General features: G+C 53.4%; 26 protein-coding genes, 2 tRNA genes and 3 rRNA genes. 18 read left to right on the top strand and 13 right to left on the bottom strand.

Annotated features, from left to right (window positions below; translation table 11 throughout):
* Nucleotides 1-10: 10 nt before the first annotated feature.
* The 6 genes from rpsD to MOQ06_RS15960 all read left to right on the top strand — a co-directional run bounded on the left by rpsD (nt 11) and on the right by MOQ06_RS15960 (nt 3246).
* A complete protein-coding gene (gene rpsD, locus MOQ06_RS15985) occupies nt 11-631 on the top strand; it encodes a 30S ribosomal protein S4 (RefSeq protein WP_003863314.1) in 621 nt (206 codons plus the stop codon).
* Between the two features lie 25 nt (nt 632-656).
* On the top strand, nt 657-1646 hold the full coding sequence (rpoA, locus tag MOQ06_RS15980) for a DNA-directed RNA polymerase subunit alpha (RefSeq protein WP_002919219.1): 990 nt from the start codon (nt 657-659) through the stop codon (nt 1644-1646).
* A gap of 40 nt (nt 1647-1686) precedes the next feature.
* Nucleotides 1687-2070, top strand: a complete 384-nt coding sequence (gene rplQ / locus MOQ06_RS15975) for a 50S ribosomal protein L17 (RefSeq protein ID WP_001216368.1) — start codon at nt 1687-1689, stop codon at nt 2068-2070.
* Between the two features lie 107 nt (nt 2071-2177).
* A complete protein-coding gene (locus MOQ06_RS15970) occupies nt 2178-2546 on the top strand; it encodes a DUF1992 domain-containing protein (RefSeq protein WP_148422741.1) in 369 nt (122 codons plus the stop codon).
* Between the two features lie 2 nt (nt 2547-2548).
* Nucleotides 2549-2974 (top strand): Zn(2+)-responsive transcriptional regulator, encoded by a 426-nt coding sequence (gene zntR / locus MOQ06_RS15965; RefSeq protein WP_242174442.1) that lies wholly within the window; start codon nt 2549-2551, stop codon nt 2972-2974.
* A gap of 56 nt (nt 2975-3030) precedes the next feature.
* Nucleotides 3031-3246: an alternative ribosome-rescue factor A gene (locus MOQ06_RS15960; protein ID WP_148422740.1), complete on the top strand. Its 216-nt coding sequence runs from the start codon at nt 3031-3033 to the stop codon at nt 3244-3246.
* Here the strand turns inward: MOQ06_RS15960 and mscL are convergent, their stop codons facing one another.
* The 5 genes from mscL to def all read right to left on the bottom strand — a co-directional run bounded on the left by mscL (nt 3247) and on the right by def (nt 8026).
* Complete coding sequence (mscL, locus tag MOQ06_RS15955; RefSeq protein ID WP_148422739.1) at nt 3247-3660, bottom strand: large-conductance mechanosensitive channel protein MscL; 414 nt, start codon at nt 3658-3660, stop codon at nt 3247-3249. It abuts the gene before it with no gap.
* A 145-nt stretch (nt 3661-3805) separates the two neighbouring features.
* Nucleotides 3806-5182 (bottom strand): Trk system potassium transporter TrkA, encoded by a 1377-nt coding sequence (gene trkA / locus MOQ06_RS15950; RefSeq protein WP_148422738.1) that lies wholly within the window; start codon nt 5180-5182, stop codon nt 3806-3808.
* A 22-nt stretch (nt 5183-5204) separates the two neighbouring features.
* Nucleotides 5205-6491, bottom strand: coding sequence for a 16S rRNA (cytosine(967)-C(5))-methyltransferase RsmB (gene rsmB / locus MOQ06_RS15945; protein ID WP_242173924.1), 1287 nt, complete (start codon nt 6489-6491; stop codon nt 5205-5207).
* Nucleotides 6492-6543: 52 nt separating this feature from the next.
* Entirely contained in the window at nt 6544-7491 is a 948-nt protein-coding gene (gene fmt / locus MOQ06_RS15940; RefSeq protein ID WP_242173921.1) for a methionyl-tRNA formyltransferase, read from the bottom strand.
* Nucleotides 7492-7516: 25 nt separating this feature from the next.
* On the bottom strand, nt 7517-8026 hold the full coding sequence (gene def, locus MOQ06_RS15935; protein ID WP_006812188.1) for a peptide deformylase: 510 nt from the start codon (nt 8024-8026) through the stop codon (nt 7517-7519).
* 127 nt (nt 8027-8153) lie between these two features.
* Here def and dprA point away from each other — a divergent pair, with 127 nt between their 5' ends.
* From dprA to MOQ06_RS15905, 6 genes are read left to right on the top strand one after another with little or no spacing between them, the layout of a single operon-like run.
* The gene (dprA, locus tag MOQ06_RS15930) at nt 8154-9278 is read left to right on the top strand and encodes a DNA-protecting protein DprA (protein WP_242173918.1); all 1125 of its coding nucleotides are present in this window, start codon (nt 8154-8156) and stop codon (nt 9276-9278) included.
* Nucleotides 9250-9723, top strand: coding sequence for a DUF494 family protein Smg (gene smg / locus MOQ06_RS15925; protein ID WP_148422734.1), 474 nt, complete (start codon nt 9250-9252; stop codon nt 9721-9723). Before dprA ends, smg begins: the two co-directional genes overlap by 29 nt.
* Nucleotides 9724-9749: 26 nt before the next feature.
* The gene (locus tag MOQ06_RS15920) at nt 9750-10304 is read left to right on the top strand and encodes a topoisomerase DNA-binding C4 zinc finger domain-containing protein (protein WP_242173916.1); all 555 of its coding nucleotides are present in this window, start codon (nt 9750-9752) and stop codon (nt 10302-10304) included.
* Nucleotides 10297-10869: an L-threonylcarbamoyladenylate synthase type 1 TsaC gene (gene tsaC, locus MOQ06_RS15915; RefSeq protein ID WP_148422732.1), complete on the top strand. Its 573-nt coding sequence runs from the start codon at nt 10297-10299 to the stop codon at nt 10867-10869. The genes MOQ06_RS15920 and tsaC overlap by 8 nt, the downstream gene beginning before the upstream one ends.
* Before the next feature lie 4 nt (nt 10870-10873).
* The gene (gene aroE / locus MOQ06_RS15910) at nt 10874-11692 is read left to right on the top strand and encodes a shikimate dehydrogenase (protein WP_242174441.1); all 819 of its coding nucleotides are present in this window, start codon (nt 10874-10876) and stop codon (nt 11690-11692) included.
* On the top strand, nt 11689-11937 hold the full coding sequence (locus MOQ06_RS15905) for a DUF1488 domain-containing protein (RefSeq protein WP_148422731.1): 249 nt from the start codon (nt 11689-11691) through the stop codon (nt 11935-11937). The genes aroE and MOQ06_RS15905 overlap by 4 nt, the downstream gene beginning before the upstream one ends.
* Here the strand turns inward: MOQ06_RS15905 and MOQ06_RS15900 are convergent.
* Nucleotides 11913-12467, bottom strand: coding sequence for a gamma carbonic anhydrase family protein (locus MOQ06_RS15900; RefSeq protein ID WP_176609351.1), 555 nt, complete (start codon nt 12465-12467; stop codon nt 11913-11915). The two genes, MOQ06_RS15905 and MOQ06_RS15900, sit on opposite strands and share 25 nt — an antisense overlap.
* 473 nt (nt 12468-12940) lie before the next feature.
* Between MOQ06_RS15900 and MOQ06_RS15895 the strand changes: the two genes are divergently transcribed.
* The 4 genes from MOQ06_RS15895 (at nt 12941) to rrf (ending at nt 17911) form a co-directional block, all read left to right on the top strand.
* Nucleotides 12941-14482: ribosomal RNA gene (locus MOQ06_RS15895) — 16S ribosomal RNA — on the top strand.
* Between the two features lie 85 nt (nt 14483-14567).
* Nucleotides 14568-14643: transfer RNA gene (locus tag MOQ06_RS15890), tRNA-Glu, on the top strand.
* 182 nt (nt 14644-14825) lie between these two features.
* Nucleotides 14826-17731, top strand: a 23S ribosomal RNA gene (locus tag MOQ06_RS15885).
* A gap of 64 nt (nt 17732-17795) precedes the next feature.
* Nucleotides 17796-17911, top strand: a 5S ribosomal RNA gene (rrf, locus tag MOQ06_RS15880).
* Together the 16S, 23S and 5S rRNA genes with 1 tRNA gene alongside form the textbook arrangement of a ribosomal RNA operon.
* A 352-nt stretch (nt 17912-18263) precedes the next feature.
* Here the strand turns inward: rrf and MOQ06_RS15875 are convergent.
* The 6 genes from MOQ06_RS15875 to aspA form a co-directional block, all read right to left on the bottom strand.
* Nucleotides 18264-18339 (bottom strand) — tRNA-Phe (locus tag MOQ06_RS15875).
* Between the two features lie 119 nt (nt 18340-18458).
* Nucleotides 18459-19034: a transcriptional regulator gene (locus MOQ06_RS15870; RefSeq protein WP_242173913.1), complete on the bottom strand. Its 576-nt coding sequence runs from the start codon at nt 19032-19034 to the stop codon at nt 18459-18461.
* Between the two features lie 49 nt (nt 19035-19083).
* Nucleotides 19084-20775, bottom strand: coding sequence for a protein-disulfide reductase DsbD (locus MOQ06_RS15865; RefSeq protein WP_242173909.1), 1692 nt, complete (start codon nt 20773-20775; stop codon nt 19084-19086).
* The gene (cutA, locus tag MOQ06_RS15860) at nt 20751-21074 is read right to left on the bottom strand and encodes a divalent cation tolerance protein CutA (RefSeq protein WP_059354422.1); all 324 of its coding nucleotides are present in this window, start codon (nt 21072-21074) and stop codon (nt 20751-20753) included. The genes MOQ06_RS15865 and cutA overlap by 25 nt, the downstream gene beginning before the upstream one ends.
* Before the next feature lie 113 nt (nt 21075-21187).
* Complete coding sequence (locus MOQ06_RS15855) at nt 21188-22489, bottom strand: anaerobic C4-dicarboxylate transporter (protein ID WP_242173907.1); 1302 nt, start codon at nt 22487-22489, stop codon at nt 21188-21190.
* Between the two features lie 116 nt (nt 22490-22605).
* Nucleotides 22606-24042 (bottom strand): aspartate ammonia-lyase, encoded by a 1437-nt coding sequence (gene aspA / locus MOQ06_RS15850; RefSeq protein ID WP_003855923.1) that lies wholly within the window; start codon nt 24040-24042, stop codon nt 22606-22608.
* 335 nt (nt 24043-24377) lie between these two features.
* Here aspA and MOQ06_RS15845 point away from each other — a divergent pair, with 335 nt between their 5' ends.
* On the top strand, nt 24378-24842 hold the full coding sequence (locus MOQ06_RS15845) for an FxsA family protein (RefSeq protein WP_176608913.1): 465 nt from the start codon (nt 24378-24380) through the stop codon (nt 24840-24842).
* A 42-nt stretch (nt 24843-24884) separates the two neighbouring features.
* Here MOQ06_RS15845 and yjeH read toward each other — a convergent pair whose 3' ends face one another.
* The gene (yjeH, locus tag MOQ06_RS15840; protein ID WP_242173905.1) at nt 24885-26123 is read right to left on the bottom strand and encodes an L-methionine/branched-chain amino acid transporter; all 1239 of its coding nucleotides are present in this window, start codon (nt 26121-26123) and stop codon (nt 24885-24887) included.
* Between the two features lie 178 nt (nt 26124-26301).
* On the opposite strand from yjeH, the gene MOQ06_RS15835 reads away from it, so the two are divergent.
* Nucleotides 26302-26595: a co-chaperone GroES gene (locus MOQ06_RS15835; RefSeq protein WP_003855929.1), complete on the top strand. Its 294-nt coding sequence runs from the start codon at nt 26302-26304 to the stop codon at nt 26593-26595.
* Nucleotides 26596-26630: the final 35 nt, after the last annotated feature.

Raw genomic sequence — 26630 nt, 5'->3', positions numbered from 1 at the left:
GAGATAGAAAATGGCAAGATATTTGGGTCCTAAGCTCAAGCTGAGCCGTCGTGAGGGCACCGACTTATTCCTTAAGTCTGGCGTTCGCGCGATCGATACCAAGTGTAAAATTGAACAAGCTCCTGGCCAGCACGGTGCGCGTAAACCGCGTCTGTCTGACTATGGTGTGCAGTTGCGTGAAAAGCAAAAAGTTCGCCGTATCTACGGTGTGCTGGAGCGTCAGTTCCGTAACTACTATAAAGAAGCAGCACGTCTGAAAGGCAACACAGGTGAAAACCTGCTGGCTCTGCTGGAAGGTCGTCTGGACAACGTTGTATACCGTATGGGCTTCGGCGCGACTCGTGCTGAATCACGCCAGCTGGTTAGCCATAAAGCAATCATGGTAAACGGTCGTGTTGTTAACATCGCTTCTTATCAGGTTAAAGCGAATGACGTTGTTAGCATTCGTGAGAAAGCGAAAAAGCAATCTCGCGTGAAAGCCGCTCTGGAGCTGGCTGAGCAGCGTGAAAAGCCAACCTGGCTGGAAGTTGATGCTGGCAAGATGGAAGGTACGTTCAAGCGTCAGCCAGAACGTTCTGATCTGTCTGCGGACATTAACGAACACCTGATCGTCGAGCTTTACTCCAAGTAAAGCTTAGTACCAAAGAGAGGACACAATGCAGGGTTCTGTGACAGAGTTTCTAAAACCGCGCCTGGTAGATATCGAGCAAGTGAGTTCGACGCACGCCAAGGTGACCCTTGAGCCTTTAGAGCGTGGCTTTGGCCATACTCTGGGTAACGCACTGCGCCGTATTCTGCTCTCATCGATGCCGGGTTGCGCGGTGACCGAGGTTGAGATTGATGGTGTACTTCATGAGTACAGCACCAAAGAAGGCGTTCAGGAAGATATCCTTGAAATCCTGCTCAACCTGAAAGGGCTGGCGGTGAGAGTTCAGGGTAAAGATGAAGTTATTCTTACTCTGAATAAATCTGGCATTGGCCCTGTGACTGCAGCCGACATCACCCACGACGGTGATGTTGAAATCGTCAAGCCGCAGCACGTGATCTGCCACCTGACCGATGAGAACGCAGCTATTAGCATGCGTATCAAAGTTCAGCGCGGTCGTGGTTATGTGCCGGCTTCTGCCCGAATTCATTCGGAAGAAGATGAGCGCCCAATCGGCCGTCTGCTGGTCGACGCATGCTACAGCCCTGTAGAGCGTATTGCCTACAATGTTGAAGCAGCGCGTGTAGAACAGCGTACCGACCTGGACAAGCTGGTCATCGAAATGGAAACCAATGGCACAATCGATCCTGAAGAGGCGATTCGTCGTGCGGCAACCATCCTGGCAGAACAACTGGAAGCTTTCGTTGACTTACGTGATGTACGTCAGCCGGAAGTGAAAGAAGAGAAACCAGAATTCGATCCGATCCTGCTGCGCCCTGTTGACGATCTGGAATTGACTGTCCGCTCTGCTAACTGCCTCAAGGCAGAAGCTATCCACTATATCGGTGATCTGGTACAGCGTACCGAGGTTGAGTTGCTGAAAACGCCGAACCTAGGTAAAAAATCTCTTACCGAGATTAAAGACGTGCTGGCTTCACGTGGTTTGTCTCTGGGCATGCGCCTGGAAAACTGGCCACCAGCAAGCATTGCTGACGAGTAACCGGATCACAGGTTAAGGTTTTACTGAGAAGGATAAGGTCATGCGCCATCGTAAGAGTGGTCGTCAACTGAACCGCAACAGCAGCCATCGCCAGGCTATGTTCCGCAACATGGCAGGTTCACTGGTTCGTCATGAAATCATCAAGACGACCCTGCCTAAAGCGAAAGAGCTGCGTCGCGTAGTTGAGCCGCTGATTACTCTTGCCAAGACTGACAGCGTTGCTAATCGTCGTCTGGCATTCGCCCGTACTCGTGATAACGAGATCGTGGCAAAACTGTTTAACGAACTGGGCCCGCGTTTCGCGAGCCGTGCCGGTGGTTACACTCGCATTCTGAAGTGTGGCTTCCGTGCAGGCGACAACGCGCCGATGGCTTACATCGAGCTGGTTGATCGTTCAGAGAAAGCAGAAGCTGCTGCAGAGTAATCTGCAGTAACGTAAAAAAACCCGCTCCGGCGGGTTTTTTTATATCTGCCTAATACCCACTTATCTACAATACCTGTATCAATTTTGTTCATCCCCTGGAGCTCATAATGTGGTTGCTTGATCAGTGGGCAGAACGCCATATTCGCGATGCCCAACACAAAGGCGAATTCGATAATCTCCCAGGCTGTGGGGAGCCCTTAGTACTGGATGATGATTCGCACATTGCGCCCGAATTGCGGGCCGGTTATCGCTTGCTGAAGAATGCCGGCTGCTTACCGCCTGAACTTCAGCAACGTAATGAAGCCGTTGAGCTTTCAGATTTGCTTAAAGGCATTCATAAGAACGACCCACGATATGCAGAACTCAGCCGCCGGCTGGCGCTCATTGAGCTAAAGCTTCGCCAGGCGGGCATGAATACTGACTTCTTACACGGTGAGTATAGTGAAAGATTGATGCAGAAAATGAATGAGGAGTGATGATGTACCGCATAGGTGAACTCGCGAAACTCGCTAACGTAACGCCGGATACCATCCGCTATTACGAGAAGCAGCAGATGATTGACCATGAGATCAGAACAGAAGGTGGGTTTCGCCTTTATACGGATCACGATCTCCAGCGCCTTCGTTTTATTCGCTATGCGCGTCAGCTCGGCTTCACGCTGGAATCGATCCGCGAGCTGCTGTCGATCCGTATCGATCCTGAACATCATACCTGTCAGGAATCCAAAAGCATCGTTCAGGCACGCCTGGAAGAAGTTGAAGCTCGTATTCAGGAATTGCAAAGCATGCAGCGTTCTCTGCAAAGATTAAATGATGCGTGCTGCGGCACCGCCCACAGCAGCGTTTATTGCTCTATACTGGAAGCGCTTGAACAGGGTGCCAGTAGTGAAACTCAGGGTTGTTGATTTTTTAGCAGCCAGGGTCTAGACTCCCGCCGTCATTAACTTGCTCAGGAGAAATTATGAGCCGCTATCAGCACACTAAGGGACAAATTAAGGATAACGCCATAGAGGCACTGCTTCACGACCCGCTCTTCAGACAACGTGTTGAAAAGAATAAAAAAGGAAAAGGAAGTTATCTGCGTAAGGGAAAACATGCACAACGGGGTAACTGGGAGGCCAGTGGCAAGCAAGCGAATCGCTTTTTTACCACTGGCCTTCCTGTTTCGGTCTTCTGATTAAACGCGGTTGTTCTGCTCTTTTAACAGATCGCGAATTTCAGTCAGCAAGACTTCTTCTTTAGATGGTGCTGGCGGAGCAGCAGCCGGTTCTTCTTTTTTACGGTTGAGTCTGTTGATGAGTTTGATGGCCATGAAAATGGCAAACGCTACGATAACGAAATCAAATACGTTCTGAATGAATACGCCATAGTGCATTACAACCGCAGGAATATCGCCCTGAGCTTCCCGAAGCGTGAAGGCAAATTGTTTAAAATCAATACCTCCAATCAACAGTCCCAGCGGCGGCATAATAATATCTGCTACTAAGGATGAAACGATCTTACCGAACGCTGCACCAATAATGACACCCACTGCCAAATCCACCACATTCCCGCGCATCGCAAATTCGCGAAATTCTTTAATAAAACTCATTATGTTCTCCTTGTGCCAGCTGACGCCTATAAGTTTAACAAATGATTAGCCAAATGCCATTGGGGATAATAATCGTCACGAAAAATAAAAGGCATGGGAATTAAAAGGTTAATAAAAGGGTGCTCTCGTCCGAGCACCCGATTCATTACAGGAAGAATGGGCTTGGCTGGAATAAACGCTCTACGTCGGTAATAAACTTTTTATCCGTAAGGAACATAATTACGTGATCGCCCTGTTCGATACGTAAATTATCATTGGCGATCATGACATCATTACCGCGGACTACGGCACCAATAATAGTGCCTGGCGGCAGTTTAATTTCGTCGATAGCGCGACCAACGACCCGCGACGTCGTTTCATCCCCGTGGGCGACGGCTTCAATGGCCTCCGCTACGCCGCGACGAAGTGACGAAACGCCAACAATATCTGCTTTACGAACGTGGCTTAGCAGGGCGGAGATGGTGGCCTGCTGCGGTGATATGGCAATATCAATCACGCTTCCCTGTACCAGGTCGACATAAGCCTTACGCTGGATAAGCACCATCACTTTTTTTGCCCCCATGCGTTTAGCGAGCATCGCGGACATAATATTCGCTTCGTCGTCGTTGGTGACGGCAATAAAAAGATCGACCTGATCGATATGCTCCTCGGCCAGCAGCTCCTGATCCGAGGCATCGCCATAAAACACGATCGTATTTTGAAGCTTTTCAGCCAGCTCCGCCGCACGCTGCTGATCTCGCTCGATAAGCTTCACGCTGTAGTCTTTTTCCAGCCGTCTCGCCAGGCCTGCGCCAATATTACCGCCGCCTACCAGCATAATACGCTTATACGGTTTTTCGAGACGCTGTAGTTCACTCATCACCGCGCGGATGTGCTGGGAAGCCGCAATAAAGAAGACCTCATCGCCGGCTTCAACAATGGTGGAACCCTGCGGACGAATGGGTCGGTCATGACGGAATATGGCCGCAACGCGCGTATCGATATGGGGCATATGCTCGCGCATGGTGGACAGGGCATTACCAATCAGCGGGCCGCCATAATATGCCTTCACGACCGCCAGGCTCACTTTCCCTTCAGCAAAGTTCACCACCTGCAGTGCACCCGGGTATTCAATCAGACGATAAATGCTGTCGATAACCAGCTGTTCTGGCGCAATAAGATGATCGATAGGTACCGCTTCTGAGTTAAACAGCTTTTCCGCATCGCGGACATAGTCCGGGGAGCGAATACGAGCGATACGGTTCGGAGTGTTGAAAAGGGAGTAGGCCACCTGACACGCAACCATATTGGTTTCATCAGAACTGGTTACTGCTACCAGCATATCGGCATCGTCCGCACCCGCTTCGCGAAGGACGCGCGGATGGGAACCGTGCCCTTGCACAACGCGAAGGTCAAACTTGTCCTGCAAAACGCGCAGCCGATCGCCGTTGGTATCCACAATGGTGATATCGTTGTTTTCACCAACGAGGTTTTCGGCCAGCGTTCCACCAACCTGACCCGCGCCCAGAATGATAATTTTCATCTTTCGTGACCTGTTCTCAACATCACTCTTTGATTAGCTTAGCGTAAAAGAAGCCATCACCCTCTTCTGCACCCGGCAGGTTTTGCAGGCCCGGACGTTCAGGCGTGCCCGTATCGTGCAGGGCAGCGTCAGGTGTACGTTTCAGGAAGGCTGCAATTTGCTGGCTGTTCTCCTCAGGGAGTACAGAGCAGGTTGCATACACCAGCGTTCCGCCGGATTTGAGATGTGGCCAGATGGCATCCAGGATATCGGATTGCAGCTGTGCCAGTTCGTTAATATCGCCATCGCGACGCAGCCACTTGATATCCGGATGACGACGGATGACGCCGGTTGCAGAGCAGGGGGCGTCCAGCAAAATGCGATCGAACCGGCTTTCACCACACCACTCTGCGGGTTTGCGCCCATCGCCTTGCTTAACCTGCGCCTTCATCCCCAGACGCTTAAGGTTGTCGTAGACGCGTGAAAGGCGCTGCTCATCAACGTCCACGGCCATTACGCTGGCCTGTGGCGCCACTTCGAGGATATGCGTTGTTTTACCGCCTGGCGCAGCGCACAGGTCGAGGATCTGTTCTCCATCCTTCGGTTCAAGCCAGGTCATGCAGCCCTGTGCGGAAGCGTCCTGTACCGTTACCCAGCCCTCTTCAAAACCGGGTAAAGCATGTACTGGTGCAGGAGAGGCTAAACGTACCGCATCAGGATAAGCATCGTGGGTGAAGCCGCTCATTCCTGCTTCCTCCAGCAGGGCCAGCCACGCGTCGCGAGTATGATGGTTACGATTGACGCGCAACCACATCGGCGGACGTTGATTATTGGCTTCAGCAATCTCTTGCCACTTCTGCGGATAGGCCTTTTTAAGGCGCTTCAGCAGCCATTCCGGATGCAGGAAACGCGCTTCACTTTGGGCAAACTCTGCCAGCAGTTCGTCCTGCTGACGCTGGAACTGACGCAGCACGCCGTTGATCAGTCCTTTGAGCTGGGGACGCTTAATCGCAACGGCGCCTTCCACTGTCTCAGCCAGCGCAGCATGAGGTGGAATGCGGGTGTGAAGAAGCTGATAGAAACCGACCATGATTAAATAATGTACGGTTCGTTGCTTGCCGCTCATCGGGCGTGACATCAGCTTATTGATTAACCACTCAAGCTGAGAGAGGGTGCGCAAAACGCCAAAGCAAAGCTCCTGAAGCAGGGCTTTGTCTTTATCGGAGACTTTCTGTTGCAGTGGCGGCAGAACATTACTCAATGACTGGCCCTGCTCGATAACCTGCTCAACGGCCTGAGCCGCCATAGTGCGTAGATTTTGTCTTTTCATAACCGTAAAAATAAAAATGCCCGGAAACACCGGGCCTTAAGAAGAAAGTTGTTCAGGCAAGGCGATTGCCAGGAATAAACCATTCACGACGAGAGTTTAAGAGATCCTGAGCGCTCATTGCCTTTTTACCGGCCGGCTGTAGCGATTCCAGATTCAAAATCCCTTCCGCGGTTGCAACCTGAATACCGTTCTTGCTGGCATCGATAATCGTACCGGGTTCGGCCGCCGTATTGCCGCTTATCACTGAAGCCTTCCAGATTTTCACCGGCTGCTCATCAATCATCATCCAGCTCATCGGCCATGGATTGAAGGCGCGGATGCAGCGTTCAAGCTGGGCCGCTGACAGGGACCAGTCGATCCGGGCTTCTTCTTTACTCAGCTTTTCAGCATAGGTCACCAGCGCGTCGTCCTGAACTTCAGGCTTAGCCGTATTGTCAGCAAGCTGCTGTAACGTCTCAATCAGCCCCTGTGGGCCGAGATCCGCCAGCTTGTCATACAGCGTGGCGCTGGTATCTTCGGTAGTAATTGGACACGCCAGTTTAAGCAGCATGTCGCCAGTGTCTAAACCTACGTCCATCTTCATAATGGTGACGCCAGTTTCAGCATCACCCGCCCACAGAGAGCGTTGAATTGGCGCCGCGCCGCGCCAGCGCGGTAGCAGGGAACCATGGACGTTAATGCAGCCCAGGCGCGGCATAACAAGTACCGCTTTTGGCAGAATGAGGCCGTAAGCCACAACCACCATCACATCTGCATTCAGGTCAGCCACCAGCTGCTGGTTTTCCTGAGGACGTAATGAGGCTGGCTGAAACACCGGTAATCCATGCGCCTCTGCCAGGACTTTTACCGGACCTGGCATCAGCTTCTTACCGCGGCCAGCCGGACGGTCTGGTTGCGTAAATACGCCAACAATCTGGTGTCCAGACGATAACAGCGCGTCAAGATGACGCGCTGCAAAATCAGGAGTACCCGCGAAGATTATACGTAGTGATGTAGACACGTTATTCCTTGTATCCGGGGGGACGTCATGCGCGAGAGCGCAAACGGTCCAGTTTCTCTACTTTCTGACGAATGCGCTGTTGCTTCAGTGGCGAGAGGTAATCGATAAACAGCTTACCGACCAGGTGGTCCATCTCATGCTGAATGCAAATCGCCAGCAGATCGTCGGCTTCCAGTTCAAAGGGGTTGCCGTCGCGGTCCAGTGCGCGGATTTTCACTTTTTCGGCACGCGGCACTAAAGCGCGTTGTTCAGGAATAGACAGGCAGCCTTCCTCAATGCCCGTTTCGCCGCTTTTTTCGAGCAGCTCAGGGTTGATCAGCACCAGACGCTCATCGCGGTTTTCAGAAACGTCGATCACGATAATACGCTTGTGAATGTCTACCTGGGTCGCCGCAAGGCCAATGCCTTCTTCAGCGTACATGGTATCGAACATATCATCGACGATACGCTGAATTTCTGCATTCACTTCTTTAACCGGTTCCGCGACGATGCGAAGGCGCTCGTCAGGAATATGTAACACTTGCAAAACTGCCATAAATTTCCAGAGTCGTGTTCAGGAGTTGATAAGAATATTACTTCTATTCTAGACAAATCCCCGGTCGATTGACAGCATCAGTGACCAATCGCAAAGATTGCTGAGGCTGCTTATGGCAGGGAAAAGGATGACGCCCACAGAGATATGGTTAAGGCTTATAAACATCGGATCGTTATGTGGTGATGCGATGCTGGAAACCGCCCAGCGGCTGCTTCGCCAGACGTGTGTTGATGCCGACGCTGTCAGAGACGCAGGGCTGTCGGCCAAACAGGCCGGAAGGTTTTTTTCATTTAGTGAGGGTGAACTTGAACGTAGCCTGAAATGGCTGGACCAGGCGGAGAATCACCTGCTGACGGCTGATGATCCTCGCTTTCCGCCTTTGTTGCGAACTATCCCCGACTTTCCGGGGGCGCTATTTGTGCGAGGCAGCGTCGACGCGCTCAATAGCGTGCAGCTTGCGGTTGTGGGCAGCCGTGCGCCCTCGTGGTACGGCGAGCGGTGGGGGAAAATTCTCAGTGAACAACTCGCTCAATGTGGATTTACCATCACCAGCGGCCTGGCTTGCGGCATCGATGGCGTGGCGCATCACGCGGCGCTGTCGGCAAAAGGGCGAAGTATTGCCGTGCTGGGAAATGGTCTGTTCAGTCTCTACCCGCATCGCCATCAAATGCTGGCTGAGCAACTTATTGCCGCAGAGGGGGCAATCGTCTCTGAATTTTCGCTCTCAACCTCTCCCAGGCCGGGCAACTTTCCCCGGCGTAACCGGATCATCAGTGGGTTAAGCCTGGGCGTGCTGGTGGTAGAGGCCGCGATTCGCAGCGGATCGCTGGTTACCGCAAGGTGCGCGCTGGAGCAGGGGCGGGAGGTCTTTGCGTTACCCGGCCCGATTGGCAACCCCGGCTGCGAAGGCCCGCACTGGCTGATAAAGCAGGGGGCGACGCTGGTTACCTGTAAAGAGGATATCCTGGAAAATTTGCAGTACGGATTGCATTGGCTGCAGGATGAACCTCAAAAGCGACATATTTCATCAGATCAGGAGGCAGTAGCATTGCCATTTCCCAAGCTCCTGGCTAACGTAGGAGATGAGGTAACACCTGTTGACGTTGTCGCTGAACGTGCCGGCCAACCTGTGCCAGTAACGGTAGCACAGCTACTCGAACTGGAGTTAGCAGGGTGGATCGCAGCTGTACCCGGCGGCTATGTCCGATTAAGGAGGGCATGCCATGTTCGACGTACTGATGTATTTGTTTGAGACTTACATCCACAACGAAGCAGAAATGCACGTGGATCAGGACAAATTAACACGGGATCTGACCGACGCAGGTTTTGAGCGGGAAGATATTTATAATGCGTTGATGTGGCTGGATAAGCTGGCTGATTATCAGGACGGCCTCGCCGAACCGATGCAGCTTGCTTCTGACCCATTGTCTGTGCGCATCTATACAGCTGAAGAGTGTGAAAGGCTGGATGCCAGCTGCCGGGGATTTATTTTATTCCTTGAGCAGATTCAGGTGCTAAACCTCGAAACGAGAGAAATGGTGATAGAGCGCGTTATGGCGCTGGATACAGCAGAATTTGAACTGGAAGATCTGAAATGGGTGATCCTGATGGTTCTGTTCAACATTCCAGGCTGTGAAAACGCCTATCAGCAAATGGAAGAATTACTCTTTGAAGTGAATGAAGGTATGCTGCATTAATTCAATGTGCAGCAACAAGAGTTGTTATGGCCAAATCAGCACTCTTCACGGTGCATAAAAACGAGCCCTGCCCACAGTGTGGGGCTGAACTTGTTATTCGGTCCGGGAAACACGGTCCGTTTCTCGGTTGTTCACACTATCCGGAATGTGATTATGTTCGTCCCCTGAAAAGCCAGGCGGACGGACATATTGTTAAAATTCTGGAGGGTCAGCTCTGTCCGCTCTGTGGGGGTGTACTTGCGCTGCGGCAGGGACGTTTCGGGATGTTTATCGGATGCTGTCGTTACCCGGAATGTGAACATACGGAACAAATTGATAAGCCAGATGAGACGGCAATTGCCTGCCCTCAGTGCCAGCGTGGGCAACTGGTGCAGCGCCGCTCCCGTTATGGTAAGACCTTCCATTCATGCGATCGCTATCCTGAATGCCAGTTCGTTATCAATTTCAAACCAGTAGCGGGTGTCTGCGCTCATTGCGATTATCCGTTACTTATAGAGAAGAAAACGGCGCAAGGCATGAAACGCTTTTGCGCCAGTAAACAATGTGGAAAGCCGGTTTCGGCGGATCAAATCAGTGAATAATAACCTGCCATCAGGCTCCATCGCGCAGGCGGTGGAAGTCCTGAAAAAAGAAGAAGTCATCGCCTATCCAACAGAAGCCGTTTTTGGGGTCGGGTGCGATCCTGACAGCGAAGTCGCCGTTAGCCGGTTGCTGGCGCTTAAACAGCGTCCTGTGGAAAAAGGATTGATTTTGATCGCTGCGAATTACGAGCAGCTTAAGCCTTATATTGATGATTCCATGCTGACGCCTGCACAGCGGGAAACCATTTTCTCTGCGTGGCCTGGTCCCGTGACGTTTGTTTTTCCTGCGCAACCGACTACGCCGCGCTGGTTAACGGGCCGTTTCGATTCGCTCGCGGTGCGTGTAACCGACCATCCGCTGGTGGTGGAGTTATGCCAGGCGTTTGGCAAACCGTTGGTTTCAACCAGTGCCAACCTGACCGGTCTCCCTCCTTGCCGTACTACGGAAGACGTTCTGGCGCAGTTCGGGAATGATTTCCCGGTCGCCGTGGGTGAAACCGGTGGTCGTCTTAACCCGTCGGAAATTCGCGACGCCTTAACCGGCGAACGTTTTCGCCAGGGGTAATATGATGGAAACCTATGCTGTTTTTGGTAATCCGATTGCACACAGCAAGTCGCCTCTGATTCATCAGCTGTTCGCCGGGCAGTTGCAGATAGATCACCCGTATGGCAGGGTCCTTGCACCCGTTGATGCATTTATACCGACGCTGAACGCTTTTTTTGATGCTGGCGGTAAAGGTGCGAACATTACGGTGCCTTTTAAAGAAGAGGCTTTCGGGCGTGCGGATGAACTGACCGAGCGAGCGTCCCTCGCAGGCGCCGTCAATACGCTTAAGCGGCTTGAAGATGGTCGCCTTCTGGGTGATAACACCGATGGCATAGGTTTACTTAGCGATCTGCAAAGACTGTCGTTTATCAAACCAGGCTTTCGGATCCTGCTGATCGGCGCGGGGGGAGCGTCGCGCGGCGTATTGCTTCCTCTCCTTTCACTGGACTGCGCGGTAACAATAACCAACCGTACCTTCTCCAGAGCAGAAGCGCTGGCGGCATTGTTCGAACATACGGGCAGCGTAACCGCGGTAGCGCTGGATGATCTCGCGGGGCACGAATTCGATTTGGTCATCAATGCCACTTCCAGCGGTATAAATGGAGAGATCCCGGCAATTCCCGCGAGCCTGATACATTCCCATATCTACGCCTATGACATGTTTTATCAATCAGGAAAGACGCCTTTTCTGACCTGGTGTGAGCAACAGGGTGCAAAACATCTGGCTGATGGCCTCGGTATGCTGGTGGGGCAGGCGGCACATGCGGTGCTGCTGTGGCACGGTGTGTTACCTGCCGTAGAACCGGTTATCGAAAAGCTGAAACAGGAACTGACAGCGTGAATCAGGCGATTCATTTTCCCGACAGAGAAATCTGGGATGAGAGCAGGCAAGCGGTCTGCTTCCCGGTGCTGGTGCATGGAATGCAGCTGACCTGTGCAATTAAAAGGGACACGCTGCTCCAGCGCTTTGATGGTTCAGATCCGTTGGCGGTGTTTTGCGAAAATCGCTGGGATCTTGAAGAGGAAGCCAGCGATTTAATCCGCGATGGGCAGGAAGACGATCAGGGCTGGGTCTGGTTATCCTGATCCAGATAGTCATTCTTCCATTTTACGTAATTGTTCGCTGAATATTTCAATCCTTCGATTTCCGCCTCTTTTAAGGGGCGGATCTGTTTTACCGGGCTGCCTAAATAGAGATAGCCACTTTCCAGGCGTTTGTTTTGCGGAACAAGGCTTCCAGCACCAATCATGACGTCATCTTCTACCGTCACGCCATCCAGCAAAATAGATCCCATCCCAACGAGAACTCTGTTACCGATCGTGCAGCCGTGGAGCATCACTTTATGGCCGACGGTGACGTCTTCCCCGATGATGAGTGGATTGCCTTCCGGGTTGTAGGACGATTTATGCGTTACGTGCAGTACGCTGCCGTCCTGAATATTGGTGCGTGCACCGATAGCTACATAGTTAACATCGCCGCGGATCGCCACGAGCGGCCAAATGCTGACATCATCGGCCATGCGAACATCACCAATGACCACGCTGCTGGCATCGATCATCACGCGATCGCCTTTCTGTGGGAACAGATCTTTATAGGGACGTAATACTGAAGACATATCTACCTCGATACAGATGAACGCTATAAAGAAGACTTTGATCGTATTCGTGGATCGAGGCAAGGCAAAATGCGTCAATTTTTAAGCGGATCGGGCGGGATTTCAGCGAAAAGCACGGAAAATCATCAGTTGGAAAAAAAGATCTAAAAAGTACTTGTGCTAAAAACTGGGATCCCTATAATGCGCCTCCATCGACACGGCGGTTGTGAATCACTTCACAGACAGCCCGGTCGGCTGAAGAGAAAAAATCCTGAAATAACGGGTTGACTCTGAAAGAGGAAAGCGTAATATACGCCACCTCGCAACGGTGAGCGAAAGCCGCGTTGCACTGCTCTTTAACAATTTATCAGACAATCTGTGTGGGCACTCAAAGTGACATGGATTCTTAACGTCGCAAGACGAAAAATGAATACCAAGTCTCTGAGTGAACATACGTAATTCATTACGAAGTTTAATTCACGAGCATCAAACTTAAATTGAAGAGTTTGATCATGGCTCAGATTGAACGCTGGCGGCAGGCCTAACACATGCAAGTCGAACGGTAACAGGAAGCAGCTTGCTGCTTTGCTGACGAGTGGCGGACGGGTGAGTAATGTCTGGGAAACTGCCTGATGGAGGGGGATAACTACTGGAAACGGTAGCTAATACCGCATAACGTCGCAAGACCAAAGAGGGGGACCTTCGGGCCTCTTGCCATCGGATGTGCCCAGATGGGATTAGCTAGTAGGTGGGGTAACGGCTCACCTAGGCGACGATCCCTAGCTGGTCTGAGAGGATGACCAGCCACACTGGAACTGAGACACGGTCCAGACTCCTACGGGAGGCAGCAGTGGGGAATATTGCACAATGGGCGCAAGCCTGATGCAGCCATGCCGCGTGTGTGAAGAAGGCCTTCGGGTTGTAAAGCACTTTCAGCGGGGAGGAAGGCGGTAAGGTTAATAACCTTGCCGATTGACGTTACCCGCAGAAGAAGCACCGGCTAACTCCGTGCCAGCAGCCGCGGTAATACGGAGGGTGCAAGCGTTAATCGGAATTACTGGGCGTAAAGCGCACGCAGGCGGTCTGTCAAGTCGGATGTGAAATCCCCGGGCTCAACCTGGGAACTGCATTCGAAACTGGCAGGCTAGAGTCTTGTAGAGGGGGGTAGAATTCCAGGTGTAGCGGTGAAATGCGTAGAGATCTGGAGGAATACCGGTGGCGAAGGCGGCCCCCTGGACAAAGACTGACGCTCAGGTGCGAAAGCGTGGGGAGCAAACAGGATTAGATACCCTGGTAGTCCACGCCGTAAACGATGTCGACTTGGAGGTTGTGCCCTTGAGGCGTGGCTTCCGGAGCTAACGCGTTAAGTCGACCGCCTGGGGAGTACGGCCGCAAGGTTAAAACTCAAATGAATTGACGGGGGCCCGCACAAGCGGTGGAGCATGTGGTTTAATTCGATGCAACGCGAAGAACCTTACCTACTCTTGACATCCAGAGAACTTTCCAGAGATGGATTGGTGCCTTCGGGAACTCTGAGACAGGTGCTGCATGGCTGTCGTCAGCTCGTGTTGTGAAATGTTGGGTTAAGTCCCGCAACGAGCGCAACCCTTATCCTTTGTTGCCAGCGGTCCGGCCGGGAACTCAAAGGAGACTGCCAGTGATAAACTGGAGGAAGGTGGGGATGACGTCAAGTCATCATGGCCCTTACGAGTAGGGCTACACACGTGCTACAATGGCGCATACAAAGAGAAGCGACCTCGCGAGAGCAAGCGGACCTCATAAAGTGCGTCGTAGTCCGGATTGGAGTCTGCAACTCGACTCCATGAAGTCGGAATCGCTAGTAATCGTAGATCAGAATGCTACGGTGAATACGTTCCCGGGCCTTGTACACACCGCCCGTCACACCATGGGAGTGGGTTGCAAAAGAAGTAGGTAGCTTAACCTTCGGGAGGGCGCTTACCACTTTGTGATTCATGACTGGGGTGAAGTCGTAACAAGGTAACCGTAGGGGAACCTGCGGTTGGATCACCTCCTTACCTTAAAGAACCTGCCTTTGCAGTGCTCACACAGATTGTCTGATGAAAAGTAAACAGCAAGGCGTCTTGCGATTGAGACTTCAGTGTCCCCTTCGTCTAGAGGCCCAGGACACCGCCCTTTCACGGCGGTAACAGGGGTTCGAATCCCCTAGGGGACGCCACTTGCTGGTTCGTGAGTGAAAGTCACCTGCCTTAATATCTCAAAACTCATCTTCGGGTGACGTTTGAGATATTTGCTCTTTAAAAATCTGGATCAAGCTGAAAATTGAAACGACACACAGCTCATGTGTGTTCGAGTCTCTCAAATTTTCGCAATCAGAAGTGAAACATCTTCGGGTTGTGAGGTTAAGCGACTAAGCGTACACGGTGGATGCCCTGGCAGTCAGAGGCGATGAAGGACGTGCTAATCTGCGAAAAGCGCCGGCGAGGTGATATGAACCCTTGACCCGGCGATGTCCGAATGGGGAAACCCAGTGCAATTCGTTGCACTATCGTTAGCTGAATACATAGGCTAACGAGGCGAACCGGGGGAACTGAAACATCTAAGTACCCCGAGGAAAAGAAATCAACCGAGATTCCCCCAGTAGCGGCGAGCGAACGGGGAGCAGCCCGGAGTCTGAATCAGCTTGTGTGTTAGTGGAACGGTCTGGAAAGTCCGACGGTACAGGGTGATAGTCCCGTACACGAAAGCACACATGCTGTGAACTCGAAGAGTAGGGCGGGACACGTGGTATCCTGTCTGAATATGGGGGGACCATCCTCCAAGGCTAAATACTCCTGACTGACCGATAGTGAACCAGTACCGTGAGGGAAAGGCGAAAAGAACCCCGGCGAGGGGAGTGAAAAAGAACCTGAAACCGTGTACGTACAAGCAGTGGGAGCCTCTTTATGGGGTGACTGCGTACCTTTTGTATAATGGGTCAGCGACTTATATTCTGTAGCAAGGTTAACCGTATAGGGGAGCCGAAGGGAAACCGAGTCTTAACTGGGCGTTAAGTTGCAGGGTATAGACCCGAAACCCGGTGATCTAGCCATGGGCAGGTTGAAGGTTGGGTAACACTAACTGGAGGACCGAACCGACTAATGTTGAAAAATTAGCGGATGACCTGTGGCTGGGGGTGAAAGGCCAATCAAACCGGGAGATAGCTGGTTCTCCCCGAAAGCTATTTAGGTAGCGCCTCGTGAACTCATCTTCGGGGGTAGAGCACTGTTTCGGCTAGGGGGCCATCCCGGCTTACCAACCCGATGCAAACTACGAATACCGAAGAATGTTATCACGGGAGACACACGGCGGGTGCTAACGTCCGTCGTGAAGAGGGAAACAACCCAGACCGCCAGCTAAGGTCCCAAAGTCATGGTTAAGTGGGAAACGATGTGGGAAGGCACAGACAGCCAGGATGTTGGCTTAGAAGCAGCCATCATTTAAAGAAAGCGTAATAGCTCACTGGTCGAGTCGGCCTGCGCGGAAGATGTAACGGGGCTAAACCATGCACCGAAGCTGCGGCAGCGACGCTTAGGCGTTGTTGGGTAGGGGAGCGTTCTGTAAGCCGTTGAAGGTGTCCTGTGAGGGGTGCTGGAGGTATCAGAAGTGCGAATGCTGACATAAGTAACGATAAAGCGGGTGAAAAGCCCGCTCGCCGGAAGACCAAGGGTTCCTGTCCAACGTTAATCGGGGCAGGGTGAGTCGACCCCTAAGGCGAGGCCGAAAGGCGTAGTCGATGGGAAACAGGTTAATATTCCTGTACTTGGTGTTACTGCGAAGGGGGGACGGAGAAGGCTATGTTAGCCGGGCGACGGTTGTCCCGGTTTAAGCATGTAGGCGGAGGTTCCAGGTAAATCCGGTACCTTTTTAACGCTGAGGTGTGATGACGAGGCACTACGGTGCTGAAGTAACAAATGCCCTGCTTCCAGGAAAAGCCTCTAAGCATCAGGTAACACGAAATCGTACCCCAAACCGACACAGGTGGTCAGGTAGAGAATACCAAGGCGCTTGAGAGAACTCGGGTGAAGGAACTAGGCAAAATGGTGCCGTAACTTCGGGAGAAGGCACGCTGATATGTAGGTGAAGCCCCTGCGGGTGGAGCTGAAATCAGTCGAAGATACCAGCTGGCTGCAACTGTTTATTAAAAACACAGCACTGTGCAAACACGAAAGTGGACGTATACGGTGTGACGCCTGCCCGGTGCCGGAAGGTTAATTGATGGGGTTAGCGGCAACGCGAAGCTCTTGATCGAAGCCCCGGTAAACGGCGGCCGTAACTATAACGGTCCTAAGGTAGCGAAATTCCTTGTCGGGTAAGTTCCGACCTGCACGAATGGCGTAATGATGGCCAGGCTGTCTCCACCCGAGACTCAGTGAAATTGAACTCGCTGTGAAGATGCAGTGTACCCGCGGCAAGACGGAAAGACCCCGTGAACCTTTACTATAGCTTGACACTGAACACTGGTCCTTGATGTGTAGGATAGGTGGGAGGCTTTGAAGCGTGGACGCCAGTCTGCGTGGAGCCGCCCTTGAAATACCACCCTTTAATGGCTGGTGTTCTAACGTAGACCCGTAATCCGGGTTGCGGACAGTGTCTGGTGGGTAGTTTGACTGGGGCGGTCTCCTCCCAAAGAGTAACGGAGGAGCACGAAGGTTGGCTAATCCTGGTCGGACATCAGGAGGTTAGTGCAATGGCATAAGCCAGCTTGACTGCGAGCGTGACGGCGCGAGCAGGTGCGAAAGCAGGTCATAGTGATCCGGTGGTTCTGAATGGAAGGGCCATCGCTCAACGGATAAAAGGTACTCCGGGGATAACAGGCTGATACCGCCCAAGAGTTCATATCGACGGCGGTGTTTGGCACCTCGATGTCGGCTCATCACATCCTGGGGCTGAAGTAGGTCCCAAGGGTATGGCTGTTCGCCATTTAAAGTGGTACGCGAGCTGGGTTTAGAACGTCGTGAGACAGTTCGGTCCCTATCTGCCGTGGGCGCTGGAGAATTGAGGGGGGCTGCTCCTAGTACGAGAGGACCGGAGTGGACGCATCACTGGTGTTCGGGTTGTCATGCCAATGGCACTGCCCGGTAGCTAAATGCGGAAGAGATAAGTGCTGAAAGCATCTAAGCACGAAACTTGCCCCGAGATGAGTTCTCCCTGACTCCTTGAGAGTCCTGAAGGAACGTTGAAGACGACGACGTTGATAGGTCGGGTGTGTAAGCGCAGCGATGCGTTGAGCTAACCGATACTAATGAACCGTGAGGCTTAACCTTACAACGCCGAAGATGTTTTGGCGAAGAGACAGATTTTCAGCCTGATACAGATTAACAGAATTTGCCTGGCGGCTTTAGCGCGGTGGTCCCACCTGACCCCATGCCGAACTCAGAAGTGAAACGCCGTAGCGCCGATGGTAGTGTGGGGTCTCCCCATGTGAGAGTAGGGAACTGCCAGGCATCAATCAAGAAGAACCCCGTACCGTAAGGTGCGGGGTTTTTTGCTTTGTGCGTTTTAAACGCAAAAAAGTGCTGTGCGTATGGCAGGCCGGGAAAGGTGAAAACGCCACCCGGCAATGTCGATCGAACGATCCCTCCCCACGTCTATGCTTAAGAACTTACCGCGTCGTAGCGCCTCTCGTAAAGCCTGTGCGCTCATGCACGAGAAGAAGAAGAGGATAAAGATATCGGCCTGATAATGGCGGGTAGAAGCGGGTAGATAAAATTCAAACCGGCCTGGCAGGACAGGAACTTAATGCGGAGTATATGCAGAAAAGCAAAAACCCAGCCATAGGCTGGGTTCTTAGAATAGTGGTGCCCGGACTCGGAATCGAACCAAGGACACGGGGATTTTCAATCCCCTGCTCTACCGACTGAGCTATCCGGGCAACGGAGCGCATTAAACCGCAATCACGTGAGATCGTCAACACTATTTCGGGAAAAGCGGTTCAACTGCTCAACTTTACGGCAATGTGCTGGCTTTTGGTGCAAAAAAGCCAAACTACGCTTACGTTAACGCCCCACCCGCACGACACTGAGCAAACCGCAGGATATCTTCCGCCAGACGGTGCGCCGTATCCACGTCCGCCTGACTACGGTTCACCAGCATACGGCTCAGGCAACCTTCCAGGACCAGCTCCATCTGCTTCGCCACCATTGCCGGGTCATCCACTTCAAGCGTGGTCAGCAGCTCGTGCGTGAATTCGTACGCTGCCCGTTTTTGCCGATCGGCCAGCTGATGAACAGGGTGTCCAGGAGCGGGAAAGTAGGTGCAGGCGGCGATAAACAGGCAGCCGGGATAGCGGTTGTTGCTTACACACTCCGTCAGCGCGGTATAGCGCGCCAGCAGCTTTTGCTCTGTGCTCAGCTCTTCATTCAACAATAGCTGCCTGCGCCAGATATCTACCTGCTGGCTGAGATAGCGCAGGGCATCGTAAAGCAGCGCCTCTTTATCCGGCCAGAAGCGCTTAAGTTCATCCAGAGGGTAATCGATACGGTCGGCGACCATCTCAAGCGTGGTGCTGGCGATCCCTTGAATCTCAAGTAATTGCAGGGCTTGTCCCAGTACGTCTTCGCGTTGCACGGTTATCTCCTCCGCTATTCCCAACGGTTTGTCCCGTCTAAAGTGTTGTTTACGGTTGGCGATTGCGCAAATGCGCGCTGAAAGCCGTTGCGTCCATAAACCCGGTTATGCGCTGCGCTGGCTGCTCATTCCCCTCTTCATCGAAGAAAAGGATGGTAGGCAGGCCGAGCACGTTAAGCTGCTTCAGCAGGGCTTTATCCTGCGCGCTGTTGGCGGTTACGTTTGCCTGAAGCAGAACGGTGTCGTTCAGGGCGCGTTGTACCTGCGGATCGCTGAAGGTGTATTTTTCAAACTCCTTGCAGGCCACGCACCAGTCGGCATAGAGGTCGAGCATGACCGGTTTACCTTTCGCCTGTGCCAGTGCGTGGTTGAGGTCATCCACGTTTTTAACCGGGGTGAAATTCAGATGCGCCTGCGCCTGGGCACTCGGGGTGCCGAACGCCCAGTCCTGCAAAGGACGAACGCTCACCAGCGCGGCGGCCAGCAGAAGAATTTGCACCAGACGCATCCACGGTTTTTTCGCCCCCAGGCTGACGATGAACGCCCAGTTGAAGAAGGCCACGCCAAGCATCGCCCACAGGCGAATGCCCCAGGCGTCACCGATGATACGCTCCAGCAGGAACACCGGCAGCGCCAGAATGACAAAACCGAATGCAGTTTTCACCGTCTCCATCCACGGGCCGCTCTTCGGCAGCAGGCGATTGCCAAACACCGTCACCAGAATCAGCGGCAGGCCCATGCCCAGCGCGTAGAGGTACAGCGTTCCGCCGCCGAGCCACATGTTGCCGCTCTGCGCAATGTACAGCAGGATGGCGCTCAGCGGCGCGGTGGTGCAGGGAGAGCAAATCAGCCCTGCGATAGCCCCCATGGCGAATACCCCGCCCGCAGAGCCGCCCTGCTGGCGATTGCTCATCAGCGTCAGGCGGGTTTGCAGGGAAGAGGGCAGCTGCAGGGTGAACAGACCAAACATCGACAGCGCCAGCAGGACAAATACCGCTGACAGCCCAATAAGCACATAAGGATGCTGAAGCGCAGCCTGGAACTGCAACCCGGCAGCGGCGACCACCAGGCCAAGCGCCGTATAGGTTAATGCCATGCCCTGCACGTAGATAAAGGCCAAAAGCAGCGCGCGGGCGGTGGAAAGACGTTGTTTGCCGCCCAGCACGATGCCAGAGATAAGCGGGTACATCGGCAGCACGCAGGGGGTAAAGGCGATGCCAATGCCAATCAGTAAGGCCCAAAGCGCTGAGAACGGAAGGTCTGTATTGCCTTCGCTGCTCTCGCCGGAGGGGGGCGGAGAAAGGGCGACAGCCGCTTTCACTTCGCTGAGCGGTACGACCTTCGTTTCCGGCGGATAGCAGAATCCGGCGTCGGCGCAGCCCTGATAGGTCACCGTCAGCGTAGCGCCTTTATCCGCCTGGTTCACCGTGACGGGCACGCTTAAGCGCTGACGATAAATTTCACTTTTACCGTAGAACTCGTCCTCGTGCCACTCGCCCGCGGGCATCTGCAATGCACCGACGTTAGCCTTTGCCGGCGTGATGCTGACCTGCTTGCGGTAGAGGTAATACCCCTCTTTTACCTGCCAGGTGAGGCTGAGCTCGTGCTGGTTCTGCTGGAAGTCAAAAACGAACGCCTGGTCGGCAGGAATAAAGTTCGAACGGCCGGGCGCGTCAAACAACCCGGCAAAAACTGACGTGCTGCACAGCAGCAGGATCAGCGTAAGGAAGCGTTGAGCCATGAGAGATAGTCGTTATCGCCGTGGACCACTGGCAGCACCAGCAGTTCCGGGGTTTGGTATGGATGATGAGACTTGAGGCAGTCGAGGAGCGCCTGCTGATTTGTCAGATTGGTTTTAAGCAACATCTGGACTTCATACTCCTGCTCCAGCTTGCCTTCCCAGTAATAAAGGGAGGTAGCGCCGGGAAGCAGCGTGACGCAGGCAGCCAGTTTTTCGGCCAACGCTTTGGCGGCGAGATCCTGGGCAGAAGCTTCATCAGGGGCGGTACACAGTACAACAACAGCATCAGGCGTGTTCACAAGCTGACCTCCTCATCACGAAAGTCTTCACTATATCACGCAAGGCGTCTGGTCATTAATGAAACGGGCCGCAGAGCGGCCCGATTTTAACTATTTTTACAACGGCTAATCGTTTACAGCACAATGCCGCCGATGATAAAGCCGAGGACCACGCAAAGCGTAATCGCCACCACGCCCGGGATCAGGAACGCGTGGTTAAACACGTATTTACCGATACGGGTTGAGCCGGTGTCATCCATCTCAACCGCGGCGAGCAGGGTTGGATAGGTTGGCAGAACGAACAGGGCGGAAACGGCCGCGAAAGAGGCAATCGCCGTCAGCGGCGTAACGCCCAGCATCAGTGCCGCAGGCATCAGCGCTTTGGTGGTCGCCGCCTGGGAGTACAGCAGCGTCGCGGCAAAGAACAGCACCACCGCCAGCAGCCACGGATAGTTGTGCAGCAGGTCGCCTGCGACGGTCTGGATATCGCTGATGTACGCTTTTACGAAGGTGTCACCAAGCCACGCCACGCCCAGTACGCACACGCAGGCGCTCATGCCGGATTTGAAGGTGCTGGCGTTCAGCACTTCGCTGGTGTCGATTTTGCAGGTGATGCTAATCAGCGTTGCGATGGTCAGCATGAACACCACAATCGCTTCGTTACGCGGCAGAACCGGGTTCTGAATGAGGCCTACCGTGTCGCTGATGGCGGTCGCGTAGAACATGACGGCAACGATACCAATCAGGAACAGCAGCACGGAGCGTTTTGCGTGCGGCTTCAGCCTGAAGACCTGGCTACCGCGCAGGCTCACTTCGCCTTTTGCCAGACGCTCCTGGTAAACGGGATCGTCTTTCAGCTCGGCACCGAGGAAGTTGCACAGCACGGCGGTGATCATTACCGCAATCAGCGTCACCGGAATGCAAATTGCCAGCAGCGTCAGGTAGCTCACGCCCATCGGCTCAAGAATACCCGCGAAGAAGACCACGGCCGCGGAAATAGGCGACGCGGTGATTGCAATCTGGGATGCCACCACGGCAATAGAAAGCGGGCGGGACGGGCGAATACCCTGCTCTTTCGCCACTTCGGTGATCACCGGCAGCGTGGAGAAGGCGGTGTGGCCAGTACCGGCGAGAATGGTCATAAACCAGGTCACCAGCGGGGCAAGGAAGGTAATGTATTTAGGATGGCGACGCAGCATACGCTCCGCCAGGCTCACCAGGTAGTCCATACCGCCAGCGACCTGCATGGCCGCGATAGCGGCAATAACCGCCATGATGATTTCGATAACGTCAAACGGGATGGCGCCGGGTTTAATCTGAAAGATAAGGGTAAGTACGAGCACACCGAGACCGCCGGCAAAACCGATGCCGATACCCCCGAGTCTTGCTCCCAAATAAATCGCCAACAGGACGATGACGAGTTCTGCTCCAAACATAAAGACCTGCCTTGCTCATTAACAAGTTGATATTGAATTGTTGTGTTTTGGTAACGCCCATAAAGAAAAAAGGCACGTCACAAGTGACGTGCCTTTCGGAAGCTTAGCCTGAACGGTTACTGTTCGCTTTCATCGGTATATCGTTTCGCTTTATACGCCGGGTGCATCAGGTTCTGGGCGGAGAAGATATCGTCCAGTTCGGCTTCGGTCAACAATCCTCGCTCGAGAACGACCTCACGCACGCTCTTACCGGTTTCGGCACAAATCTTCCCGACGATGTCGCCGTTGTGGTGGCCGATGAACGGGTTGAGGTAAGTGACGATCCCGATTGAGTTGTACACGTAGCCTTCGCACACCTCTTTATTGGCGGTGATGCCGTTGATGCATTTTTCCAGCAGGTTGTAGCAGGCGTTAGTCAGGATATGAATGGATTCAAACATCGCCTGGCCAATCACCGGCTCCATAACGTTCAGCTGCAGCTGACCGGCTTCAGAAGCCATGGTGACGGTGGTGTCGTTACCAATAACCTTGAAGCAAACCTGGTTCACCACTTCTGGCACCACCGGGTTCACCTTGGCTGGCATAATGGAAGAACCCGCCTGCAGCTCTGGCAGGTTGATTTCGTTCAGGCCAGCGCGCGGGCCGGAGGAGAGCAGGCGCAGGTCGTTACAGATTTTGGACAGCTTCACCGCCAGACGCTTCAGCGCGCTGTGCACCATCACGTAGGCGCCGCAGTCGGAGGTAGCTTCAATCAGATCTTCGGCAGGCACCACCGGCAGGTTAGACACTTCTGCCAGCTTCTGTACCGCCAGTTGCTGATAGCCATCCGGCGTGTTCAGGCGTGTACCGATGGCGGTTGCGCCCAGGTTCACTTCCAGCAGCAGTTCGGAGGTGCGCAGCAGGTTTTTGGTCTCTTCGTTCAGCAGCACGTTAAACGCGTGGAACTCCTGGCCGAGGGTCATTGGCACCGCGTCCTGAAGCTGGGTACGACCCATTTTCAGAATGTCCTGGAACTCAACGGCTTTACGCTGGAAGCCATCGCCCAGCTGGTTAATCGCGTCCACCAGTTTCACCACAGAGGCATACACCGCGATGCGGAAGCCGGTTGGGTAGGCGTCGTTGGTGGACTGACATTTGTTAACGTGGTCGTTCGGGTTCAGGTACTGGTATTCACCTTTCTGATGGCCCATCAGTTCCAGGCCGATGTTTGCCAGTACTTCGTTGGTGTTCATGTTGACGGAGGTACCCGCGCCGCCCTGATAGACGTCAACCGGGAACTGATCCATGCACTTGCCGTTGTTCAGCACTTCATCGCACGCGGCGATAATCGCATTTGCAGCGCTTTTAGGAATGGTTTGCAGCTCTTTGTTCGCCAGAGCCGCGGCTTTTTTTACCATCACCATGCCACGCACAAATTCAGGGATGTCGCTGATTTTGCTGTTGCTGATGTAGAAGTTTTCAATCGCTCTCAGAGTATGAACACCATAATAGGCATCCGCTGGAACTTCCCTGGTACCCAACAAGTCTTCTTCGATACGAATGTTGTTTAACATGTGAACCTTCTTTTCAAGCTGCCGATGGATTGTACTAAACACACAGTATATATGTGGTTTTGAATATTTTCTGACCGACGATTATTCCCTCAATCGGCCCGATGTTCGAGATCATATGCTGATGATAGCGAATTGCCGTAAGCTGGATCACTTATTATCGACCCGATTCCATGATAATTATTAATCTGTGAAATGGGTCACCGCTTTAATATTTCCAAAAAAAATATCCGTGCAAACCGATTGAATTTTGGCTAACCGTCTCCATCTCTAACCTACGCGCTTCGCGAACACATTCAGACAGGGGCCCGAAGGCACCTGCCACACAGGAGATGCCAGTGCGCTGGATACCATTTATTGCTTTCTTTCTCTATGTTTACATTGAGATTTCGATTTTCATCCAGGTTGCCCACGTGCTGGGCGTCCTGCTGACGCTGATTCTGGTGATCTTCACCTCCGTCATCGGCATGTCGCTGGTGCGTAATCAGGGTTTCAAAAATTTCCTGTTAATGCAGCAGAAGATGGCGGCAGGCGAAAGCCCGGCAGCCGAAATGATCAAAAGCGTGTCGCTGATTATTGCTGGCCTGCTGCTGATCCTGCCGGGGTTCTTCACCGACTTCCTCGGCCTGCTGTTGCTGCTGCCGCCGGTGCAGAAGCACCTGACTCTGAAGCTGCTGCCGCATCTGCGATTCAGCCGTATGCCGGGCGGTGGGTTCAGTACCGGGCCGGGAGATACCTTTGAAGGGGAATACCAGCGCAAGGACGACCAGCGTGACCGCTTAGATCACAAGGACGATCGATAAGGAATGTTAAGCCCGGTAAGCGTTGCGCCACCGGGCTTTATTTCACAGACTGCTCCGCTTCGGTAAGAACGCCCACAGCCCCGCCAGCACGACGATAGCGTACACGCTCTTCCAGCCCACCATCGCCAGTAGCACCAGACACAGCACACACCCGACGGCCGCCAGCGCCTTATAGCGTCCCTTCAGCAGCCGACAGCCCGCCAGCATGCACAGCAGGTAGATCATGATGAAAATACCGTTGGCGTAAACAATCAGCGCGTCAAGGTTGATGTCGAGTAGATAAATGCCCAGGGAACTCACCGCACAGCAGCCCAGTACGGTATTCAGCGCATTTATCGGAAGCTGCCGTGCAGAAAGGCGAGCCAGGCGGCTTTCCGGTTTATAAAGTGCCTGAGACCACACCAGCCGGGCGAAGCTCTGAATATAAATATTGAGGCTGGCAAAGCAGGCGAGATACCCAATTACGCAGGCCACCGACAACGCTTTTACGCCAAACAGTTGCACCACGATGCCCGGCAGCGACGCGGCGGCGGCTTTATCGTCGCCGAACGCGTTGAAGTGCAGCACCAGTACCGTACAGGCCCAATACACGGTGCCCGCCAGCAGCAGGCCAATCATCAGGGCGCGCGGAAAATCACGCTCGGGCTGTTTAAATTCGGATGCCAGGTGAGCGAACGCCTCAAGGCCGACGAAACACCAGAACATGACGGATAACGCAGCAAATAGCTGCGGACGATCGATATCGTTCACCGCGGGGAAAGGAATATCCGCCAGGGTAATGTCGCCCGCAAGCCAGATGGCGACGATCAGCGCGACGATTAACACCGCGACCAGCGTTTGCAGATTGGCGCTGGAGCTGGCCCCGCGTGAGCCGACCCACCAGATAATCGCCAGCGTACCCAGTTCAGCCAGCAGCAGCTGGTGGTCGTGCCAGCCAAACAGCGCCTGTCCAAACCCGGTCGCGATATGCAGGGCCGCCGGAAGGCCGACGGGGATCACCGACAGAAACAGCCAGCCGGTCACGCGCTCCAGCCGCGGACCAAACGCCATACCGACAAAATGCGCTACGCCGCCCGCGCTAGGGAAGTGCCGGCCGAGGATGGCAAACACGATTGCTACCGGGAATACCAGCACGATAAGCACCGGCCACGCCCACAGGCTGTTATTTCCTGCTACCAGCGCCGCCAGGGCGGGAACCGCAAATACGCCCGTACCTAACAATGACGTTGAGAGTAGGCCAATGCCCTGCGCCAGCCCCAACTCCTGCCTGAGTCCACTCATTTACCTCGTCCTGCCACCGTCAAAAGAGAGTCGATGGTAACACTTTCGCAAATTTTTTTTCGGCTACCCCTTGAAGGGGTAAAAAGCTATCCCCATCTCTCAGGGCACTAGCCGGAAAACCGCATGCGGACCGGCGTCATCCATAACTGATAATGACTTTCTCAAAGGAGAGCTATCAATGAGTATTCGTCCGTTACATGATCGTGTGATCGTCAAACGTAAAGAAGTTGAAACCAAGTCTGCTGGCGGTATCGTTCTGACCGGTTCTGCAGCAGCAAAATCAACGCGTGGCGAAATCATCGCTGTCGGTAAGGGCCGCATCCTGGAAAACGGAACTGTGCAGCCGCTGGACGTTAAAGTTGGTGACATCGTCATTTTCAACGATGGCTACGGCGTGAAATCCGAGAAGATCGACAATGAAGAAGTGTTGATCATGTCCGAGAGCGATATTCTGGCAATTGTTGAAGCGTAATTAACGCACGAAACTGTACGAATTTGAGGAAATAA

The sequence above is a fragment of the Enterobacter sp. I4 genome (genome assembly GCF_022669095.1).
In the GTDB taxonomy this organism is placed as follows: Bacteria; Pseudomonadota; Gammaproteobacteria; order Enterobacterales; family Enterobacteriaceae; genus Enterobacter; species Enterobacter pasteurii.
Note: the sequence above shows the minus strand (reverse complement) of the source record. Positions and strands in the feature narration are given on the sequence as shown.

Coding starts and splice junctions, on each gene's coding strand:
- MOQ06_RS15960 (WP_148422740.1), top strand. CDS start 3,031: ATGAGCCGCTATCAGCACACTAAGGGACAAATTAAGGATAACGCCATA.
- rplQ (WP_001216368.1), top strand. CDS start 1,687: ATGCGCCATCGTAAGAGTGGTCGTCAACTGAACCGCAACAGCAGCCAT.
- zntR (WP_242174442.1), top strand. CDS start 2,549: ATGTACCGCATAGGTGAACTCGCGAAACTCGCTAACGTAACGCCGGAT.
- MOQ06_RS15835 (WP_003855929.1), top strand. CDS start 26,302: ATGAGTATTCGTCCGTTACATGATCGTGTGATCGTCAAACGTAAAGAA.
- aroE (WP_242174441.1), top strand. CDS start 10,874: ATGGAAACCTATGCTGTTTTTGGTAATCCGATTGCACACAGCAAGTCG.
- trkA (WP_148422738.1), bottom strand. CDS start 5,182: ATGAAAATTATCATTCTGGGCGCGGGTCAGGTTGGTGGAACGCTGGCC.
- rpsD (WP_003863314.1), top strand. CDS start 11: ATGGCAAGATATTTGGGTCCTAAGCTCAAGCTGAGCCGTCGTGAGGGC.
- yjeH (WP_242173905.1), bottom strand. CDS start 26,123: ATGAGTGGACTCAGGCAGGAGTTGGGGCTGGCGCAGGGCATTGGCCTA.
- aspA (WP_003855923.1), bottom strand. CDS start 24,042: ATGTTAAACAACATTCGTATCGAAGAAGACTTGTTGGGTACCAGGGAA.
- dprA (WP_242173918.1), top strand. CDS start 8,154: ATGACGCCCACAGAGATATGGTTAAGGCTTATAAACATCGGATCGTTA.
- rsmB (WP_242173924.1), bottom strand. CDS start 6,491: ATGAAAAGACAAAATCTACGCACTATGGCGGCTCAGGCCGTTGAGCAG.
- MOQ06_RS15920 (WP_242173916.1), top strand. CDS start 9,750: ATGGCCAAATCAGCACTCTTCACGGTGCATAAAAACGAGCCCTGCCCA.
- def (WP_006812188.1), bottom strand. CDS start 8,026: ATGGCAGTTTTGCAAGTGTTACATATTCCTGACGAGCGCCTTCGCATC.
- smg (WP_148422734.1), top strand. CDS start 9,250: ATGTTCGACGTACTGATGTATTTGTTTGAGACTTACATCCACAACGAA.
- MOQ06_RS15900 (WP_176609351.1), bottom strand. CDS start 12,467: ATGTCTTCAGTATTACGTCCCTATAAAGATCTGTTCCCACAGAAAGGC.
- MOQ06_RS15865 (WP_242173909.1), bottom strand. CDS start 20,775: ATGGCTCAACGCTTCCTTACGCTGATCCTGCTGCTGTGCAGCACGTCA.
- MOQ06_RS15970 (WP_148422741.1), top strand. CDS start 2,178: ATGTGGTTGCTTGATCAGTGGGCAGAACGCCATATTCGCGATGCCCAA.
- rpoA (WP_002919219.1), top strand. CDS start 657: ATGCAGGGTTCTGTGACAGAGTTTCTAAAACCGCGCCTGGTAGATATC.
- MOQ06_RS15855 (WP_242173907.1), bottom strand. CDS start 22,489: ATGTTTGGAGCAGAACTCGTCATCGTCCTGTTGGCGATTTATTTGGGA.
- mscL (WP_148422739.1), bottom strand. CDS start 3,660: ATGAGTTTTATTAAAGAATTTCGCGAATTTGCGATGCGCGGGAATGTG.